Origin of the sequence: Bacillus sp. NEAU-242-2 (assembly GCF_027853835.1) — a bacterium.
Taxonomy (GTDB): Bacteria; Bacillota; Bacilli; order Bacillales; family Bacillaceae; genus Bacillus; species Bacillus velezensis.
In genome coordinates this window covers 47,866-70,114 of record NZ_JAPNNY010000008.1, presented here as the reverse complement: position 1 = coordinate 70,114, position 22,249 = coordinate 47,866, and the positions used below count along the sequence as shown (strand labels likewise).

Sequence of the window (22,249 nt, the reverse complement as noted above, 5' to 3'; positions counted from 1 at the left end):
AAGGAGTGGCGCAATGGGGCAGCAACCGGAAATACAAGATATATATCCTTTGGCTTTTATGCAGGAGGGCATGCTTTTTCATTCTCTGTTGGATCATGACTCAAGAGCCTACTTCGAACAAGCGGTGTTTACGATCAGCGGACAGCTTGACCGGGAACGATTCCAAAAAAGTATAGATGCTGTTTTTGAACGATACGATATTTTCCGTACGACATTTATTCACAAGAATGTGGCAAAGCCCCGCCAAGTCGTGCTGAAAAACAGGCCGAGCCGCGTTCAGTTTCATGATATTTCTCATTTGGACGAGAAGGCGCAAGACAAATATGCCGACCGGTTCAGAAAAGAAGATAAAGATAAAGGCTTTGATTTGCAATCAGATCCTCTCATGAGAGTCTCCATTTTGAAAAAAGCGCCTGAACGCTATGTTTGTATATGGAGCCATCATCATATTGTCATGGATGGCTGGTGCTTCGGAATTGTCATGAAGGAATTTCTGATGATCTATCAATCTCTGGGAGACGGACGGCTTCCGTCTCTCGAGCCTGTTCAGCCATATGGGAAGTATATTAAATGGCTCATGAAGCAGGATCGTAAAGAAGCTGAGATTTTTTGGAAAACGAGACTTGCCGATCTTGAGCAATCGGCGTCTCTTCCGAAAAAATCCGCGGAACCAAACGGCGAACTTGAGCAGGCGGTTTTCACCATTTCTGAAGAGCAGACAAATGAGCTGAAGAACATTGCGGCAAGGGCTGGAGCAACGCTGAATACAGTGTTCCAGGCACTGTGGGGCATTTTGCTGCAGCGTGTCAGCCGCTGTGATGATGCCGTTTTCGGTTCTGTCGTTTCCGGCCGGCCGTCGGATCTCGCAGGCGTGGAAAAAATGGTGGGACTGTTTATTAATACGATTCCCGTACGGGTGAAAAGCGGTTCATTTTCTTTTCTGGAGCTTGTCAGGCATTTGCAGCAGGAGACGCTGCAAGCAGAAGCTTACAGCTATTATCCGCTGTATGACATTCAGGCGCAAAGCCCTCTGAAGCAAGCGCTGTTTGACCATATTATCGTGTTTGAAAATGTGCCGGCCCAGCGTGAAATTGAAAATGTGAGTCAGGCCGGTTCATTTGATTTTGCGGTAGAGGATTTCACGATGGAAGAAGTCACAAACTACGGATGCAGCATAAAGGTGATTCCGGGCAATTCTCTTTATATCCGCTTAAAATTTGATACCGGTATATACGACGATGTTTTTATGAAGAATATCGAAACATTTTTACGGCATATGGTGAACTCAGTCATTTCCGACCCTGAAATCGGCGCTTCCGAGATCGCATTGCTGGATGCGTGTGAAGCCAGAAGTATGATGGATGCATTTAACCATACAGAAACGGTTGAACCGCCGGCTCCGACGCTTCACGGGCTGTTTGCCCGCCGCGCCGCGCTTTCGCCGCATCGTCCGGCGCTCCGTTTTCCGGACGGTATGCTGACGTACGCCGAGCTCGATCAGTACACGGACAGGCTCGCCGTCCGGCTCCGACAAAAAGGCGTCCGCAAAGAAAGCATGGTCGGCGTACTCGCCGAACGCTCGCCGGAGATGGCGGTTTCTGTGCTTGCCGTGTTAAAAGCGGGCGGCGCCTATGTGCCGCTTGACCCTGACTATCCTGAGGACAGGCTGCGCTATATGCTCGATGACTGCGGCGCTTGTCTCCTGCTTGCACAGCCGGGGTTATCCGTTTCCGGTTTTTCCGGCGAAACGCTAGAAGTGTCTCTTTCTGCTCTGACAAGTGAGACGGAGACAGGGGCTGTCTCTGACGAAGCGGATGCTGATTCGCTCGCTTATATCATTTATACGTCCGGTTCGACGGGAACACCGAAGGGAGTGGCTGTTGAACACCGTCAAGCCGCCGCCTTTTTATCAGGGATGCAAGGGCAGTTTCCGTTAACGGAAGAGGATATTATCGTGCTGAAATCATCCTTTTCATTCGACGCCTCCATCTGGCAATTGTTTTGGTGGACGATATCCGGCGCCTCCGTGTATCTGCTTCCGGCCGGCTGGGAGAAAGATCCAGTGCGGATGATTGAAGCTTTTTCTTCTGAAAAGGTGACGACCGCACATTTTATTCCGGCGATGGTCAACAGCTTTTTAGACGCGCTGGAAACTGAGCCTGCAGAAACAAGAACACGCCTCGGCAGAACACTGACACGCGTGTTTGCCGGAGGGGAAGCTCTTTCCCCGCTTACGGCTGCCCGGTTTGCCGATCTTCTGCCGGAGACCGTGCTTATTCACGGCTACGGGCCGACGGAAGCGACGGTCGATGCGGCCTTTTACGTCTGTGATCGAAAACGGGACAGCGGACGGACGCGGCTTCCGATCGGAAAACCCGTTCCGGGTGCCCGTCTTTATGTGTTAGACGGCGGGGGAACCGTCCAGCCTGCGGGCGTGGCAGGAGAGCTGTACATCGCGGGGACCGGCGTGGCCCGGGGCTATCTGAACCGCCCTGAGCTGACGGAGGAGCGCTTTCTCGATGATCCGTTTTATCCGGGAGAACGCATGTATCAGACGGGCGATATCGCACGCTGGACAGAAGACGGCCTTGTTGAATGGCTCGGGCGTTCAGACGGACAAGTGAAAGTCCGCGGCTACCGGATTGAACCGGGAGAAATCGAAGCGGCGATCCGGCGAATTGACGGCATTCGTGAGGCGGCGGTCACCGCCCGGACCGAACACGGCGAAACCGCACTTTACGCCTATATTGAAGGACGAAAAAGCGATGACGTGCGGGCGGAGCTTGCAACACGCCTTCCGGCCTACATGATGCCGGCTCAGTTCATAAAGATGAGCGAATGGCCGGTCACGCCGAGCGGAAAGCTTGACCGCCGCGCGCTGCCGGCTCCCGGCGGAGCGGCAGACAGACAGGCGTACACCGCCCCGCGGAACGTCACGGAAATGAAGCTTTGCACCCTTTGGGAAGAGGTGCTGAAAAACGGCCCCGTCGGCATCCGGGATCACTTTTTTGAGCGGGGAGGCCATTCGTTAAAAGCGACGGCTCTCGTATCCCGCATCGCCAAGGAGTTCGGTGTTCAGGTGCCGTTACAGGACATCTTCGCCCGGCCGACGGTGGAAGAGCTCGCTTCGGTTATTCAGGAATTGGAAGAGAGCCCGTATGAAGCGATTCAGCCTGCGCAAACACAAGATACCTACCCGGTGTCTTCGGCGCAGAAACGGATGTATGTGCTCCAGCAGCTTGAAGACGGCGGTGTCGGCTACAATATGCCGGCTGTGCTGGAACTGACGGGCCCGCTTGACCGTGTCCGGCTGGAGGAGACGTTCCGGCAGCTTGTGGAGCGGCACGAGTCGCTCAGAACGTCCTTTGAAACGGGGCCTGACGGCGAACCGGTGCAGCGCATCCATGACAGCGTGCCGTTTCAGCTCGATGAGGCCGAGTCAGCTGACGCATTCATCCGGCCGTTTTGTCTGGAGGAAGCGCCGCTCTTCCGTGCGGCCCTCGTGAAAGAATCGGACGAACGCCATCTTTTATTAACGGATATGCATCATATTATTTCTGACGGTGTGTCCGTCAACACCTTGATTAAAGAATTCGGCGAGCTGTACGCAGGCCGTTCGCTTGCGCCGATGCGCCTTCAATATAAAGACTATGCCGTCTGGCAGCGGTCGTTTCAGGAGAAAGAAGGGTATCAGAAGCAGGAAGCGTATTGGCTGAAGCGGCTCGAAGGAGAGCTTCCGGTGCTTGAGCTTCCGGCTGACAAGCCCCGTCCGACTGTCAGAAGCTTTGCGGGCGGCAGCGTATCGTGCACGCTTGACGCTGAAACGGCATCCGGCCTTCACCGCATCGCCCGGGATTACGGCTCCACTTTGTATATGGTGCTTCTCGCCGCGTACAATACGTTACTCGCGAGATTGAGCGGGCAGGAAGACATCATCGTCGGCTCGCCGATTGCCGGGCGTCCGCACAAAGACCTTGAACCGATTCTCGGCATGTTCGTCAACACGCTTGCCATCAGAACGGAGCCGAAAGGAGACAAACGGTTTACCGATTACTTGGCGGAAGTCCGCCAGGCGGCGCTTGAGGCGTATGAGCATCAGGACTACCCGTTTGAAGAGCTGGTGGAACGGCTCGGCGTGCAGCGGGACACAAGCCGCAATCCGCTGTTTGACGTGATGTTTGTGCTCCAAAATATGGAGCGTGAATCCCTGAATTTAAATGAGCTGCATTTGACTCAAGCTGCGGATACAAGTCATAAAACCGCAAAGTTTGATGCCACGCTTTACGCGTCAGAAGGGTCTGACGGTTCCATCAGCTTTGATTTTGAATTCAATACAGATATCTATCAAAAACAGACAATCGAAAAATGGCTTTCTTACTTTACCCGAATTCTTACAAAAGTAATTGAAGACCAAACAATACCGCTTGGTGACATTCACGTACTGGATGATGCTGAAACAAATCGCGTCATTTATCAGTTTAATCAGACGAAAAGCGATTACCCAAGACACGAAACCATCAGCCGTTTATTTGAGCGGCAGGCTGAAGAAACCCCCGATGCCCGGGCAGTTGTATATGATGGACAAATCTTGACATACCGTGAGCTGAACGAACGGGCTAACAGAATAGCGGCGGCTCTCCGATCAAATGGCGTCGGTCCGGAAAGCGTTGTCGCCTTATTAACCGGACGCACAATAGAGCTTGCTTCCGGAATCCTCGGAATATTAAAAGCGGGAGGCGCCTACTTGCCTATCGGTGACGATGTGCCTCGGGAACGGGCTGAATGGATGCTTAAAGACTGTAAAGCTGATATTCTTCTCCAATCTGATAAACTTGACGGTCTGCCGCTTTCAGGAAAACGTTTATTCATAGAGGATATTCAAACAAAGGCCGGCTTGAGTTCGGAAAATCCCGAACCGCTCGGCGGACCTGAATCGTTGGCCTACATGATTTATACGTCCGGGTCAACAGGTGCGCCAAAAGGCGTCATGATTGAACAGCGAAGCGTGATCCGCCTTGTGAAAAACAGCAATTATATTGATTTTACGCCGGAAGACAGACTGTTGTTTACTTCATCATTAGGATTTGATGTAACGACATTTGAAATATTCGGTCCGCTTTTAAACGGCGCTTCTTTATATGTAAGTGACCAGGAAACCTATCTCGACTCTGATGTTCTGGAAACATTTATACAGCAAAACGGCATTACGACACTGTGGCTGACATCGTCTTTGTTCAATCATCTATCAGAACAAAATGAATACGTGTTTTCCGGATTATCCCGATTGATTATCGGCGGGGAAGCACTGTCCCCAAGTCATGTAAACCGGGTTCGGAATGCGCTGCCGTATCTCTCGGTATGGAATGGATACGGGCCGACTGAAAACACGACGTTCTCGACTTGCTTTTTGATTGAACAATCATACGATCATTCAATCCCGATCGGCCGCCCTGTCGGAAATTCAACCGCATATATCATAAACAGCAGGGGAACACCGCAGCCGATCGGCGTCATCGGTGAATTATGCACAGGCGGAGACGGTGTGGCAAGAGGATATTTCGGCCGCCCTGAGCTGACGGAAGAAAAATTTGTCCCTAATCCTTTTGTTCCCGGAGAACGGATGTACCGCACCGGGGATTTAGCCCGCTGGCTGCCGGACGGAACGATTGAATATGCCGGACGGATGGATGATCAAGTGAAAATCCGCGGTTATCGGGTCGAGCTGGGAGAGATTGAAGCCGCACTAAGGAGCCTGGACGGCGTGAAAGAAGCTGCCGTGTCAGTCAGAACCGGGCAGTCCGGCAATAAAGAACTGATCGCATATATGAGTCTGCAGGCGGACATGGATACAGAAAAAGTGCGTTCTTCACTTTCTAAGCAACTGCCGAATTACATGGTTCCGGCCTATATGATGGAACTTGAGAAGCTGCCGCTTACGCCGAACGGTAAATTGGATCGGAAAAATCTGCCCGAACCGGAGCTCGCGCTTCAAACCGCATACACAGCTCCCCGCAATGAGCTTGAAGAACAGCTTTCCGTGATCTGGCAGGAAGTGCTCGGCACAAAACAAGTCGGGATTGAAGACTCATTTTTTGAGTTGGGCGGCGATTCAATCAAAGCGCTGCAAGTTGCCGCACGGCTCGGACGCTACGGGTGGAAAATGACGGCAAGTGACTTATTCCGGCATCCGTCCATTAAGGAACTCGCGCCTCTTATCCGGAAAGCGGAAAGAGTCATCGATCAGCGGCCGGTGGAAGGAGACATACCTTGGACACCCGTTCAGCACTGGTTTTTATCACAGCGGATGGAAAACAGAAATCATTTCAATCAGTCCGTCATGATGTTCAGCTCTGACGCATTGCATAAACAGCCGCTCAAACAAGCTTTGGAGCATCTTGTCATTCATCATGATGCACTCCGGATCACCGTCAGTGCAGAAAACGAAAGTATCAGACAAATCAATCACGGTATTCAAAAAGAAGAACTGTACAGCTTGGACATTTGGGATCTGTCTGAGACAGATACTTGGGAAAGAGAAATAGAAGATGAAGTGGCTGCGCTCCAACAGCGGATGGATATTGAAAAAGGGCCGTTATTAAAAGCCGGATGGTTCAAAACCCGGTCAGGGGATTATTTATTCATCACCGTACATCACCTGGCGGTTGACGGAGTGTCATGGCGTATTCTGCTGGAGGATTTATCTGCCGCTTACACTCAAGCCGTAAAAGGTCAGCCGGTCCAGCTTCCGCCAAAGACCGATTCGTTTAAGCAATACGCCGTAAGGCTTTCAGAATACGCAAAAAGCAGCAAGCTGATGCGTGAAGAAGAATATTGGCGTTTTATTGAAGAAGAAACAGCCGCCGAACTTCCTTATGAAAAACCGCAGCATCAGACGGGAGCCGACAGCGTTCGGCAAACGGTAAGCTTTACGCTTACAGAAGAAGAAACGTCCGTTTTGCTTCAGCAGGTCAACCGGGCCTACCATACCGATACGCAAGATATTCTTCTGACTGCCGCAGCTTTGGCTTTACGGGACTGGACAGGGGGCGGCAGACTGCGCATCGCGATGGAAGGGCACGGGAGAGAGCACATCATGCCGGAGCTCGACATCAGCCGCACCGTAGGCTGGTTTACCTCCATGTACCCGGTGCTCATTGACTTGAACACAGCAGGCGCTGAGCTTGGAACGGCTGTAAAAACGGTCAAAGACACACTCGGAAGAATACCGGATAAAGGAATAGGCTACGGCATTTTAAAATACATGACACCGTCTGAACAAAAAACAATCCGCTTCAGACAAGCGCCTGAAATCAGCTTTAACTATTTAGGGCAATTCAATGATACAGAAGATCAGCACACATTCAGTTTATCCGGTCTTGCGAGCGGGCACGACATCACGCCGACATGGCAGCGGGAACAAGCGGTGGAAATGAGCGCGATGGCAGCACAACATAAACTGCACTTCAGTTTGAGCTATCCGCCGAGCCGCTTCCGCAAAGAAACGATGGAACAGCTGCTGCAAACTTTACAGCAATATTTGCGTGATATTATGGCGCACTGCACCGGCAAAGAGGAAGCAGAAAAAACCGTTAGTGATTTTAGCAGCAAAACGTTAACATCTGATGATTTGGACAGCATAGCGAGTTTTGTCGAGGAACTGTAGAAAAAGGCGACGGGGAGATTATAACATGACAAAAAAGAATGCAATTCAGGATATTTATCCGCTGTCTTATATGCAGGAAGGAATGCTTTTTCATTCCCTCCTGCAAAAGGAATCACAGGCTTACGCCGAACAGGCCTCTTTTTCAATAACAGGGAAGGTTGACACCCGCGTGTTTGAAGAGAGCGTTCATGCCCTTTTCGAAAGACATGATATTTTCAGAACGATCTTTATCAGCCAGAACGTGTCAGTGCCGCAGCAGGTCGTATTAAAAGAGCGGAACGTCAGCATCATTGAGGAAAATCTCACCAATTTAAACAAGGCTGATCAAATCAAGCATATTGAAGAAGCCAAACGAAGAGACCGAAAGAAAGGATTTCACCTGCAAAAAGACATGCTGATGCGGGTGATGCTGCTTCAAACCGGAGAATGTGAATATACGTGCATTTGGAGTTTTCATCACATTATTATGGATGGCTGGTGTCTCGGGATCGTGCTGAAAGAGTTCTTCCAGATATATGCCTCGCGGCTTCGCCGGACACCGTTAACGCTTGAGCCCGCTGTGCCGTACGGGACCTACATCAAGTGGCTGATGGAGCAAGATAAAGAAAAAGCCGCTTCGTACTGGGAACGATACCTTGAAGGCTTTGAGCAGCAGACTGTTCTGCCGAAGCAGAAAAAAGCCGGCGAAAGCAGACAAGAAGAAGTGACGTTTTCCTTTTCAAAAGAGGACACGGCTAAGCTGAAAGATCTGGCCGTGAAAGAAGAGGTCACGCTGAGCACCATTTTCCACACGCTCTGGGGCATTTTGCTTCAGGCGTATAACCAGACAGAAGATGCGGTTTTTGGTTCTGTTATTTCCGGAAGGCCGTCTGAAATCGAAGGCATCGAGCGAATGATCGGCCTGTTCATTAATACCGTGCCTGTCCGGATCAGCGGGGCGGACATCCCGTTTCAAAAGCTGATCAAAAACGTGCAAAAGGACGCTTTGAAAGGACAGGCATACAGCTATCATCCGCTTTATGATATACAGGCGAATTCACAGGTAAAACAAGGCTTAATTGACCATATTCTCGTCTTTGAGAATTATCCGGTTGAACAGGAGCTCGATGTGCTGAACAGCAACGGGGAAACGAAAGACCTTTTTCACATCCATGATTTCAGCATGGAAGACGAAACCAATTACAGTTTTTATCTTATGGTGGCGCCGGGTGACGAGATTCATTTGAAAATGAGATACGATTCAAGCGTGTATGACCGCCAATTTATCGAAAATATCAAAGGTCATTTGACACATATCGTTTCCCAGATTCTCGACAAACCTGATATCACGCCGGATAAGCTTGTAATCATCACTCCTGAGGAAAAAGAGCAGCTGCTTGCTCCGATTTCTGAAGAAACTGAAAAGCCTGAGTATGACACGATTCATGCGATGTTTGAACGGCAGGCCGCACAAACGCCGGATCAAATCGCGATCCGGTATGAAGACGGGTCAGTGACGTACAAAGAGCTGAATGAATCGGCTAATAAGCTGGCCCGTCTGCTGCAAAAACGCGGATTAAAGCGGGAGGAGCCGGTAGGCATCATGCTCGGCCGTTCCCCTTCTTTAGCGGCGGCCGTTCTCGGTATTTTAAAAGCAGGCGGCGCCTTTGTCCCGATAGATCCCGGCAGTCCAAAGGAGCGTATCCGATATGTTATTGAAAACAGCGGCTGCATCCATGTTGTAACAGAGCGGCATCAGTCACTCCCCGCGGAACAAACGCTGCAGGTTACATATATAGAAGAGGCCGGGACGGAAGCGGACGGAAGCAATGTGCAATCCATTAATACGGCGGACGACCTCCTTTATATGATTTATACATCCGGTACGACAGGGAAACCGAAGGGCGTGCTGCTCGAACATAAAAATATGGCCAACCTTCTTTCTGACCAATTGACGAACACAGACATTGATTTTTGCACAAATGTGCTGCAGTACGCATCTTTGGCGTTTGACGTCTGCTATCAGGAGTTATTTTCAGTACTCTTAAGCGGCGGCACCCTTTGTATCGTGCCCGAATCAATCAAACGGGATGTTTCTCAGCTGTATTCGTTTATCGATCAGCACAAAACGGAAGTGGTGTTTTTCCCGACTGCGTTTGTCAAGATGCTTTTCAATGAAGAAGGTTATGCACAGTCTTTTCCCCGCTGTGTGAAGCATGTCATTACGGCCGGGGAGCAGCTGACTATCTCACGTTTGTTCAGGCAGACGCTCCGTTTACACGGTATGCATTTGCATAATCATTACGGCCCGTCAGAAACCCATGTGGTTTCAACGTATACGATTTCTGCGGGAGATGACATACCTGAACATCCGCCGATCGGGAAACCGATCCATCATAATAAGATGTATATTCTCAGCAAAAACAGACAGCTTCAGCCTCTCGGAATTGCGGGAGAATTGTATATTTCCGGAGCGAATACAGGAAGAGGCTATGTGAACAATCCGGCGCTGACGGAAGAGAAATTTTTGCCGGATCCGTTCAGAAAGGGCGCCGTCATGTACCGGACCGGAGATTTGGCAAGACTGCGTGCGGACGGCCAAATGGAATACATCGGCCGGACAGATGATCAAGTGAAGATCAGAGGGTACCGGATTGAACCGAAAGAAATTGAAACCGTTCTGGCAAATCATCATGCCGTGAAAGAAGCTGCCGTGCTGATTCAAACGAATGAGTCGGGCGAAAATGAATTATGCGCCTACTGCACCGTCTCACAAGCGACTGATCCTTCTCAGCTGCGAAGTGATTTGGCCAAAGAGCTGCCTGATTATATGATTCCGGTCAAATGGGCTTTCGTTGACGCGATTCCGCTCACTGCGAACGGCAAAGTCGATCAGCGGGCCCTTCCGGAAGCTTCGGCGTACGCAGCGGGCCGTCGATATACAGCTCCCCGGAATGTGACCGAACTGAAGCTTACCCGCATATGGGAAGAAGAGCTTCAAACCGGCCCGATCGGCGTTCACGATCACTTTTTCGAGCTTGGCGGCCATTCATTAAAGGCGACGGCACTCGTTGCAAAAATAGCTAAAGAGTGCAGCGTGCAAATCCCGCTGAGTGATGTCTTCAGCTATCCGACTGTAGAAGAACTCGCCAAAATCATCGGTGAAGCAGAAGAGAATCCGTTCGCATCCATAGAAAAAACAGAAGCAAAAGAAACCTATCCTGTCTCATCCGCTCAAAAACGGATGTATGTCCTTCACCAGCTTGAAAATGGCGGTGTCAGCTATAACATTCCAGCCGTTTTAGAGGTGAAGGGGCCGTTTGACCGAGACAGGATGGAAGCCGTGTTCAAGGAGCTGATCCGGCGGCATGAACCGCTCAGAACGTCCTTTGAAGAAATAAACGGCCGGCCTGTGCAGAGGATTCATGACGAAGTGCCGTTTGCATTTACAAAAGAACAATCAGCCGAAGCGTTTATCCGGCCGTTCGATCTCGGCAAAGCGCCTCTTTTCCGGGCGGGATTTGTCCAAATAGAAAAAGACCGGCATCTGCTTTTAGCTGACATGCATCATATTATTTCAGACGGCGTATCCGTCAATCTTTTGATACGTGAATTCAGTGAGCTGTATGCTGAGAGAAGTCTGCCGCCGTTACGGATTCAATACAAAGATTATGCCGTCTGGCAGCAATCATTTATGGCGGGCGCCGCATATCGGAAACAAGAAGAGTACTGGCTGAACCGGCTTGCCGGGGAGATTCCCGTGCTTGAATTGCCGGCTGATAAGCCGCGTCCCCCGGTGCGGAGCTTTTCCGGTGACCGGGTGTCATTTGTCATCAGCGAAAAACATACAGCACAGTTGAAAAAGCTGGCGAAAGAAAACAAATGCACACTTTATATGACGCTGCTCGGTGTGTACACGGTTCTGTTAGCCCGTTTAAGCGGACAGGAAGATATGATTGTCGGGTCTCCGATTGCAGGAAGGCCTCATGCCGACCTTGACGCCGTTCTGGGCATGTTTGTCAATACGCTCGCTTTCAGGACGCGTCCCGACGGAAGCATGACGTTCAAAGAATATTTAAAGGAAATTCGCCAAACAGCGCTTGAGGCTTACGAACATCAGGATTACCCGTTAGAAGAGCTCGTCGATAAGCTCGGTGTGCCGCGGGACATGTCCCGAAATCCGCTGTTTGACACAACATTTGCGCTGCAAAATATGGAACAGCAGAAGCTAAGGGCAGCCGGACTTGAACTGCAGCCGGCAGACGTCAGCCTGCCGATTTCTAAATTTGACTTATCGCTGTACATCTCCGAAAACGCCGGTGAATTGTACTGCCAGTTTGAATACAGCACCGATTTGTTTGAGAGAAAAACGATTCGAAAATGGGCGGAATTTTTCACGACACTTGCCGAAAAAGCCGCAGCTGATCCGGGTTTGGAATTAGACGATATTTCTGTTTTGTCAGAAAAAGAAGAAGTATCTCTGCTTCACGCTTTCAGCCCCTTGCAGAAAACAGCGTTTCCGCTTCATCAGTCTCTTCATGAGCTGCTGGAACAACAGGCGGAAAAAACGCCGGACCGTCCGGCGATTTTAACTGATGACATTTCGATTACGTATCAGGAGCTGAACGAAAGAGCGAATGAGCTTGCGCACCGGCTGATCAAGCGGGGAATAAGGCTGGAGGATAAAACTGCCATTATGGGCCGGCGTTCTCCTGACATGCTGATCGGCATTTACGCTGTCTTAAAAGCAGGCGGTGCATATCTGCCGATTGATCCGGATTATCCGGAAGAGCGGATTCGCTTTTTACTGAAAGACAGCGGCGTGAAATTCTTACTGGCAGAACCAGAACTTTTCGCACCAGATCTTTTTGAGGGAGAAACGATCTCTCTGAAAAGCGGGCAAACAGGAAACCCGGAAGCTGCGGCCAACCCCAATGTTCCGGTGAAACCTGATTCATTGGCTTATATCATCTATACATCCGGTTCTACGGGACGCCCAAAAGGCGTGCAGGTTGAACATCAGTCAGCCGTAAACTTTTTATACTCGCTGCAAACGCGTTATGGATTAAAGGATTCCGACACCATTTTGCATAAAACATCATACTCTTTCGATGCTTCGATTTGGGAGCTGTTTTGGTGGCCGATCGCGGGAGCTTCTGTTTTTCTCCTTCCGCAAGGCGGCGAGAAAGACCCTGAAATGATACTGAACGCATTGGAGAAAAACCGCATAACGGCAGCTCATTTTGTGCCATCCATGCTTCATGCTTTCTTGGAATATATAAATTCCAGAAAACAGCCGATCAAAAAGACCTGCTTAAAAAGGGTTTTTGCCGGCGGCGAACAATTGGGCCCTCACTTGGTTTCCCGTTTTTATGACCTTCTGCCGGGAACGGAATTGACAAATTCCTACGGTCCGACGGAAGCGACGGTAGAAGCGGCGTACTTTGATTTGCCGCAAGGAAAGGAATTTCACAATGTTCCGATCGGCATTTCCGGACATAACATGCGGCTGTATATTTTAAATCAAAAGAGACAGCTTCTGCCGCCGGGCTGTATCGGAGAGCTGTATATCGCGGGGACAGGGGTGGCCCGCGGCTATCTGAACCGGCCTGAGCTGACGGAGGAGCGCTTTCTCGATGATCCGTTTTACCCGGGAGAACGCATGTATCAGACGGGCGATATCGCACGCTGGACAGAAGACGGCCTTGTTGAATGGCTCGGGCGTTCAGACGGACAAGTGAAAGTCCGCGGCTACCGGATTGAACCGGGAGAAATCGAAGCGGCGATCCGGCGCATTGACGGCATTCGTGAGGCGGCAGTCACCGCCCGGACCGAACACGGCGAAACCGCACTTTACGCCTATATTGAAGGACGAAAAAGCGATGACGTGCGGGCGGAGCTTGCAACACGCCTCCGAGTGGCCGGTCACGCCGAGCGGAAAGCTTGACCGCCGCGCGCTGCCGGCTCCCGGCGGAGCGGCAGACAGACAGGCGTACACCGCCCCGCGGAACGTCACGGAAATGAAGCTTTGCGCCCTTTGGGAAGAGGTGCTGAAAAACGGCCCCGTCGGCATCCGGGATCACTTTTTTGAGCGGGGAGGCCATTCGTTAAAAGCGACGGCTCTCGTCTCCCGCATCGCCAAAGAGTTCGGTGTTCAGGTGCCGTTACAGGACATCTTCGCCCGGCCGACGGTGGAAGAGCTTGCTTCGGTTATTCAGGACTTGGAAGAAAGCTCGTATGAAGCGATTCAGCCTGCGAAAAAACAGGACACCTACCCGGTGTCTTCGGCGCAGAAACGGATGTATGTGCTCCAACAGCTTGAAGACGGCGGTGTCGGCTACAATATGCCGGCTGTGCTGGAACTGACGGGCCCGCTTGACCGCGGCCGGCTGGAGGAGACGTTCCGGCAGCTTGTTGAGCGGCATGAGTCGCTCAGAACGTCCTTTGAAACGGGGCCTGACGGCGAACCGGTGCAGCGCATCCATGACAGCGTGCCGTTTCAGCTTGATGAGGCCGAGTCAGCTGACGCATTCGTCCGGCCGTTTTGTCTGGAGGAAGCGCCGCTCTTCCGTGCGGCCCTCGTGAAAGAATCGGATGAACGTCACCTTTTATTAACGGATATGCATCATATTATTTCTGACGGTGTGTCCGTCAACACATTGATTAAAGAATTCAGCGAGCTGTACGCAGGCCGTTCGCTTGCGCCGATGCGCCTTCAATATAAAGACTATGCCGTCTGGCAGCGGTCGTTTCAGGAGAAAGAAGGGTACCAGAAGCAGGAAGCCTATTGGCTGAAGCGGCTTGAAGGAGAGCTTCCGGTGCTTGAGCTTCCGGCTGACAAGCCCCGTCCGGCGGTCAGAAGCTTTGCGGGCGGCAGCGTATCGTGCACGCTTGACGCTGAAACGGCATCCGGCCTTCACCGCATCGCCCGGGATCACAGCTCCACTTTGTATATGGTGCTTCTCGCCGCGTACAATACGTTACTCGCGCGATTGAGCGGGCAGGAAGACATCATCGTCGGCTCGCCGATTGCCGGGCGTCCGCACAAAGACCTTGAACCGATTCTCGGGATGTTCGTCAACACGCTTGCCATCAGAACGGAGCCGAAAGGAGACAAACGGTTCACCGATTATTTGGCGGAAGTCCGCCAGGCGGCGCTTGAGGCGTATGAACATCAGGACTACCCGTTTGAAGAGCTTGTGGAGCGGATCGGCGTGCAGCGGGACACAAGCCGTAATCCGCTGTTTGATGCCATGCTTGTCGTTCAGAATATGGAACATGAGGAATTGCTGTTGGACGGTTTGCATATTCAGCCTGCGAACGTGTCCCGTCCGGTTTCCAAATTTGATGTCACTTTGCAGGCTTCTGAAGGCGGGGGACAGATTCATTTTCTGTTTGAATATGCGGCGTCTTTATTCCGGAAAGAAACGATGCAGCGCTGGGCTTCCCACTTTATGACGATGCTTGAACACATTGTCCGTGAACCGGAAACTTCTATACAAGCGATCAGCATGCTGACTGCTGCGGAACGGGACCGAATTCTTTCGGACTTTAACGGCATGACGGATAAACAGCTGCCTGAAAAAACAGTTCATGAACTGTTCATCACTCAGGCGCGAAAAACACCGGATGCGGCAGCCCTTATCAGCGGGGAAACGTTGGTCACATATAAAGAATTAGATGAATGGTCGAATAAAATCGCCAGAGCTCTGCAAAAACGGCAGATCGGACCGAATGCCGCCGTCGGCATTGTGATACCAAGATCACCGGAACAAGTCGCCGCAGTCTTCGGGGTTTGGAAAGCCGGGGGCGCCTACGTCCCGATAGATCCTGAATACCCGGAGGAACGCAAGCGATATATCATTTCAGACAGCGGCACAGCGCTTCTCCTTACCGTACACGGCGCGATAGATCAAGTGCCTGATCATTTTAAAGGTGAAGTGCTCGCACTGGAGGATATCCAAGAACAAGACGCATCACCGGTTCAGCCATTATCAGCACCGGAAGATTTGGCTTACATCATTTACACGTCCGGGACGACAGGCAGGCCGAAAGGGGTTATGGTCGAACATCGTTCCGTCAGCAAAACCCTTCAATGGCGCAGCGGATTTTATGATCTGAATGAGAAAGATACAGTTCTTCAGCTTTTTTCATTTTCCTTTGACGGTTTTGTAACAAGTATGTTCACACCGCTGATTTCAGGTGCGAAGGCGGCCGTTCCAGCTGAAGATGAAGCAAGAGATATTCTTGCCATTAAACACTATCTTGCATCTTACCGCATCACTCACATGATCATTGTTCCCGTACTGTACCGTACACTGCTTGACGTACTGGAGCCGGGGGATGCAGAGTCTCTCAGAATTGTCACATTAGCTGGAGAAGCTGTCGACCAAAACATTATCAGCCGCAGTTTATCAGTTTGTCCTCACACGGAGCTTGCCAATGAGTACGGCCCGACGGAAAACAGCGTCGCCACTACAGCGGCAAGACATATAGAACAAAGTGAGAACATTACGATCGGCCGTCCGATTGAGCATTCACACGTTTATATTTTAAACGGGGATCACCCGCAGCCGATCGGTGTAACGGGAGAACTTTGCATTTCGGGTTCCGGCCTTGCAAGAGGGTACCGCAATCTTCCTAAGCAAACGGCCCAAGCCTTTGTCCAAGACCCGTTCCACAAGAACCGGCGCATGTACCGCACGGGCGATCTGGCAAAATGGCTGCCGGACGGCACGCTGCAATATATCGGCCGAATGGACGAGCAAGTCAAAATCAGAGGCTACCGGGTGGAACTGAAAGAAATTGAATCGGCCTTAACAGGCATAAAAGGTGTCAAGGAAGCAGCCGTTACCGCTCTGTCCGCATCAGCAGGCCAAACGGAACTATGCGCTTATATCGTGACAGAAGAAGGAACAGAAAGTGAAACCGTGCAGCAGGCACTCAGAAATGAAATGCCCGCTTATATGGTGCCGGCATTCTTTGAAACACTTGAAGCCCTGCCTGTCACACCGAACGGGAAGCTTGACCGCCGCGCGCTTCCTGAGCCGCGGAAAAAAGCGCACACCGGACGGGCATTTACGGAGCCTGAAAGCGACTTGGAAAAAGAGCTTTCCGCGATTTGGAGCGAAGTGCTCGGAACTGAAAACATTGCCGCGGATCAATCATTTTTTGAACTGGGCGGCGATTCCATCAAAGCCCTGCAAGTATCAGCCCGATTACATCAGGCAGGAAAACAGATCGCCGTAAAAGATATTTTCAGCCGGCCGACAATTAGAGAGCTGGCTCCTTATGTCCGTACAGAGCGGCAGCCGGTCAGCCAAGCTCCCGCAGAAGGAGAAGTGAAGTGGTCGCCGGTTCACAAATGGTTCTTCACACAAGACATGAAGGAAGCAAATCATTTTAACCAGTCCGTCATGCTGACGAGAACAAATTCAATAGATGAAGAGGCTCTGAGGAAAACGTTAAAAGCCATTACCGTTCATCATGATGCCTTGCGCCTTGTCTGCAAAAAAGACGAAGAGAAAGGTCTTCTCCTCTTCAACAGACCGGCTGACCTCGCAGATGAGCAGCTTTACAACATGACCATATTAGAAACGGAAGGCGATGAGCATGAGAAGGAACGTGTTATAAAACGCCGCGTCGCAGAGCTTCAGAGAAACATGGATTTGGAGAACGGGCCGCTGGTACAGGCGGGGCTGTTCCGCTCTGAAGCAGAAGATTACTTGTTTCTGACCGTCCATCATCTCGCTGTCGACGGGATATCATGGCGGATTTTATTGGAGGACTTGGCTTCTGCTTATGAGCAGGCCGCCTCTGGTCAGGAAATCACACTCCCTCCGAAAACCATGTCATTCAAAACATATACGGAGCAGCTGGCCGATTATGCCGAAAGCAGACAGCTTCTTCAGCAGGCGGAGTATTGGCGGGAGATTGAACACTATGAAACAGAAAGTCTTCCTTACGAGCAGGCAGGTCTATCTCAAACTCCTGCAAAAAAACGGAACACGGTATCCTTCACTCTGACAGAAAGTGAAACGGACGCCCTGTTGAAAGATGTGCACAGCGCCTACAATACGGATACGCAAGATATGCTGTTGGCTTCCGCTGTGCTTGCCGTTCAAAAGTGGTCGCCGCGGCACGCTTTGAAAATCGCCCTTGAAGGACACGGACGCCAATCGGAGCAGGCAGGTGCGGACATCAGCAGGACAGTGGGGTGGTTCACTTCCATTTACCCGGTGCTTGTCCGGAGCGGAGTTTATGAACCTCTTGAAGAATATGAAATTCGCACATTGAAAACCGTTAAAGACACATTGCGGCGCATTCCGGATAAAGGGAACGGATACGGCGTCCTCAAATATTTAACACCGCCGAAGCTTGCCGGGATGACTTTCGGGAAAGCACCGGAGATCAGCTTTAATTATCTCGGACAATTCGATGCGCCCGGCGGGAATCCGGCAGAAACGGAACAGCCTGACGCGTTTCAGTTTTCTCCTTTGGGAGGCGGAGATGATGTGACAGATACATGGAAACGGGAGCAGTCACTTGAAATCAGCGCGATTGCGGCGAAAGGCCGGATGACCGTCAGCATTTCCTATGAAACGGAACGCTTCCGGCAAGGTACGATCGAACGGCTGTCCGAAAGCTGCCGGTATTATCTCCTGAAACTGTCGGAACACTGCCTCAGCAAAACCGATACGGAGAAGACCGTCAGTGACTTTGATGATCGGGAGCTGACTGAGGAAGCCTTGCAGGATATTGCCGACTTACTCAGCTTCCACTAAACCGAGCGGGAGGAACACATGGACAAAACAAAAAATATCCAAAATATTTATCCCCTCAGCCGAATGCAGGAAGGAATGCTTTTTCATTCCTTTCTGCAAAAGGAGGGGGCTGCATATATCGAGCAATCCGTCTTCACCATAAAAGGCCGGCTTCGTCCGGAATTGTTTGAGCAAAGCGTACAGTCTGTCATCAGCCGCCACGATATTTTCAGAACGGTTTTTTTACCTCATGTCGCTCAGCTGAACGGCCCCCGCCAAGTCGTGCTGCGTGAGCGGGAATTCCGGCTGCACCGCGAAGATCTTACACATTTGGATGAAGCGGAACAGAGCGCCTACTTACAGCGATTTAAGGAACGTGACCGCTTAAAAGGCTTTGACTTGCAAAAGGATATGCTGATGCGTGTGTCTTTGTTTAAAACGGCTGACGAAAAATATGTATGCGTCTGGAGCCACCATCACATCCTTATGGACGGCTGGTGCCTCGGTATCGTCCTTCAGGAATTCATGCATATGTACCGGGCGATTGAATCAGACTCACCCGTCACATTGGCGCCCGCAAAGCCTTACAGCACGTATATTACATGGCTGACTGATCAGGACAAAGACGCGGCTTCTGAGTATTGGAAAGGATATTTAGCAGGCTGCGAGACACCCTCAGGACTCCCGAAAATATCGGCCCGTCCCCAGGAAAAAGGCTACCGTAAGAAAGAGCTCCTGTTTTCTTTAGATCAAAATCTGACAGACAGGCTGAAAACCATCGCCAAAGAAGAGGGCGCTACGCTCGCTGTTCTTATGCAGACTGTATGGGGCCTGATGCTGCAGCGCTACAACCGGACGGACGATGCCGTATTCGGCGCTGTCGTATCAGGGCGGCCTTCCGTCATTGACGGCGTGGAAAGCATGATCGGGCTGTTTATCAATACCGTGCCGGTACGCATTAAAACGGGTGATGAAAGCTTTAGAGAACTGCTGGGCCGCAGCCAGAAAGAAATGCTTGATTCAGAGGCGTTCAGTTATCATCCGCTTGCTGACATCCAATCTCAGACTGAGCTGAAACAGGATTTAATCGACCATATCATCGTGTTTGAAAATTATCCGATTCAGCAGCAGATGAGAGACGCGGAAAAGGAATCGGATGCACCGTTCCGGATCGGGAATGTCAATGTTTCGGAACAATCGGGCTACGATTTTAACCTCATCATAGCGCCCGGCGATGAGCTGATCATCAAATTCAGCTACAATGCGAACGTTTATGACGAAGTATGGATAGAGAGCGTAAAAGGACACTTGGAAGAAGCGCTGCGCGGCGCCGCCTTCAATCCCGATGTTCCTGCTGATCGGCTTCCGATGCTCGGACAAAAGGAAAAATCAAGAATAATCGGCGAATTTAATGACACGAAAACAATTTATGAAAGAGACGAAAGCATCATCAGCCTGTTCAGCCGACAGGTGAAGAAAACCCCGGATCATCAGGCGCTTCACGCCGGCGGGCTGACGATGACGTACCGGGAGCTCGATGAACGGTCAACTGCGTTCGCCCGCATCCTGCTGGAAAACGGTTTGGCGCCAAAAGGAATTGCCGGGATTCTTGCCGAACGCTCACCGGAATTTATTATCGCTGTTCTCGCTGTATTGAAAGCGGGAGGGACGTACCTTCCGCTCGATGCAGAACTGCCATCCGACAGGATCGCCGATATGCTCACTGAGAGCGGAGCACAGCTGTTAACGGTACAAAAAGGGATTGAGACTGACGTTGACTTTTCTCACATCATCTCTATCCCGGCTGCAGCTGAAAAACAAACAGCTGAGGCGGGAAAACTGAATACCGTAACGTCACCTGAGGACCTTGCCTATATTATGTATACATCCGGTTCAACAGGAAAACCGAAGGGCGTAATGATTTCCAACCGCAACGTCGTATCGCTCGTGTCAAACAGCAATTACACGTCAGCCGGCACGACGGACCGTCTCATTCTGACAGGGTCCATCGGTTTTGACGCAGTGACGTTTGAAATCTTCGGAGCGCTATTGAACGGAGCGTGCCTTCATGTGGTTGACCGCACGACAATGCTTGCCCCTGAGAGGTTCGGCAATTATCTTTGTTCCAATCGTATTACGATTCTGTTTTTGACGACGGCGCTCTTTAACCAGTTTGCCCAGGCGGATCCGGAGATGTTTTCCGGATTGCACACCTTATATGTCGGCGGAGAAGCATTGTCCCCGGCGCTCATCAATAAGGTCAGACACCGCTGTCCGAATCTCAGCCTTTATAACATATACGGGCCGACGGAAAATACGACATTTTCTACCTTTTACGAAATCAGGCACGATTTTTCTCAGCCGATCCCAATCGGAAAACCGATCAGCAATTCAACCGCGTATATCATTGATAAAAATGGCGGACTTGCGCCGATCGGCGTGCCCGGTGAGCTTTGTGTCGGCGGGGACGGGGTTGCCAAAGGCTATTTAAACAGGCCTGACTTAACAAGTGAAGCGTTTGTCAGCCATCCGGTTCATCCTGAAGAAAAGATTTACAGAACAGGGGATTTGGCACACTGGCTGCCGGATGGAAGCATCGGATACATCAGCCGTATCGACCGTCAATTCAAGATTCGCGGGAAGCGTATCGAGCCGGCCGAAATTGAAGCGCGGCTGACTGAAATTGATGGAATCAGGGAAGCTGCAGTCATCGTGTCAGACGAAGGACAAGAAGCAACCCTTTGTGCGTATTATACAGGCGCACATGCTGAAGAAAGAGCCATTCGATCCCTATTGGCCAGGTCGCTTCCCGACTATATGATTCCGCAGTATGTGATTAAGCTTGACCGTATGCCGCTTACCGCAAACGGCAAAGTGGACCGCCGCGGGCTGCCTGCGCCGGAACGGAAAAAAGCTTCATCAAAAGCCGTTCCGCCACGAAACTGGGTAGAGCGTGAGCTGATCGACATTTGGACGCCGATCCTCGGCTGCGGAGAGCTGGGCATACAGGATGACTTCTTTGAGCTGGGCGGCCATTCTTTGAAAGCATTGCAAGTGATTCATCAGCTGAAGACCAGGCAGCAGATGGACGTCCCGATTGAAATGATATTTGAATATCCGACAATTGAACAATTGGCTGAAAAGCTGTATTCAAACACACTGTCAGAAGCTGCCGAACAGCATATCAGCAGACTGAATCAGCCGAAAGGCCGCAATCTTTTCTGTTTTCCGCCTATCTCAGGTTTCGGCATTTTCTTTAAAGATCTGGCGGCGGCATTAAATGGACGGGCTGCTGTGTACGGTTTTAACTTTATTGAAGAAGACAGCAGAATGGAACAATACATTGATAAAATGCTAGAAATCCAGCCGGAAGGCCCTTATATCCTCTTCGGATATTCGGCAGGCGGCAATACGGCATTCGAGGCTGCAAAAGCGATGGAAAAGCGAGGCTTAGAAATCAGCGACGTCATTATCGCAGACGCGTACAGAAAGCTTGACGCACTGCCGCCGCAGCCAACAAACGCAACAGCCGAAAATGTCCCGGAAGCCGTCAGGGAAGCGGTCATCAGAAAAACAGAGCGATATCAAACGTACTGGGCGGAACTGATAAATGACGGCCAAATCGCGGCAAACCTCCATTTTATCGAGGCCGGCTTAAAGGAAGAGCAAAATGCTGAGCCTGAGCCGAAAAAATGGGAAGGCGCCACAACGGGACTCTACCAGGAATATCAAGGCGAGGGAGCCCATAAAGATATGTTTGAACCCGAGTTTGCACACAAAAATGCCGAGGTCATACTGGACATCATCGCAAACAGCGGAAGACGCTTGGCGCGGAATCTGTAAC

The 22,249-nt window shown here is 51.0% G+C and carries 2 protein-coding genes and 1 pseudogene; all 3 read left to right on the top strand.

The window, feature by feature from the left end:
• The first annotated feature begins 13 nt into the window (after positions 1-13).
• The 3 genes and pseudogenes from OWN49_RS18190 to OWN49_RS18180 all read left to right on the top strand — a co-directional run bounded on the left by OWN49_RS18190 (position 14) and on the right by OWN49_RS18180 (position 22,248).
• Positions 14-7,663, top strand: coding sequence for a non-ribosomal peptide synthetase (locus tag OWN49_RS18190; RefSeq protein WP_176283355.1), 7,650 nt, complete (start codon positions 14-16; stop codon positions 7,661-7,663).
• A 25-nt stretch (positions 7,664-7,688) separates the two neighbouring features.
• A pseudogene (locus tag OWN49_RS18185) lies at positions 7,689-18,426 on the top strand (amino acid adenylation domain-containing protein).
• 18 nt (positions 18,427-18,444) lie between these two features.
• On the top strand, positions 18,445-22,248 hold the full coding sequence (locus OWN49_RS18180) for a non-ribosomal peptide synthetase (protein ID WP_176283353.1): 3,804 nt from the start codon (positions 18,445-18,447) through the stop codon (positions 22,246-22,248).
• Position 22,249 lies beyond the last annotated feature (1 nt).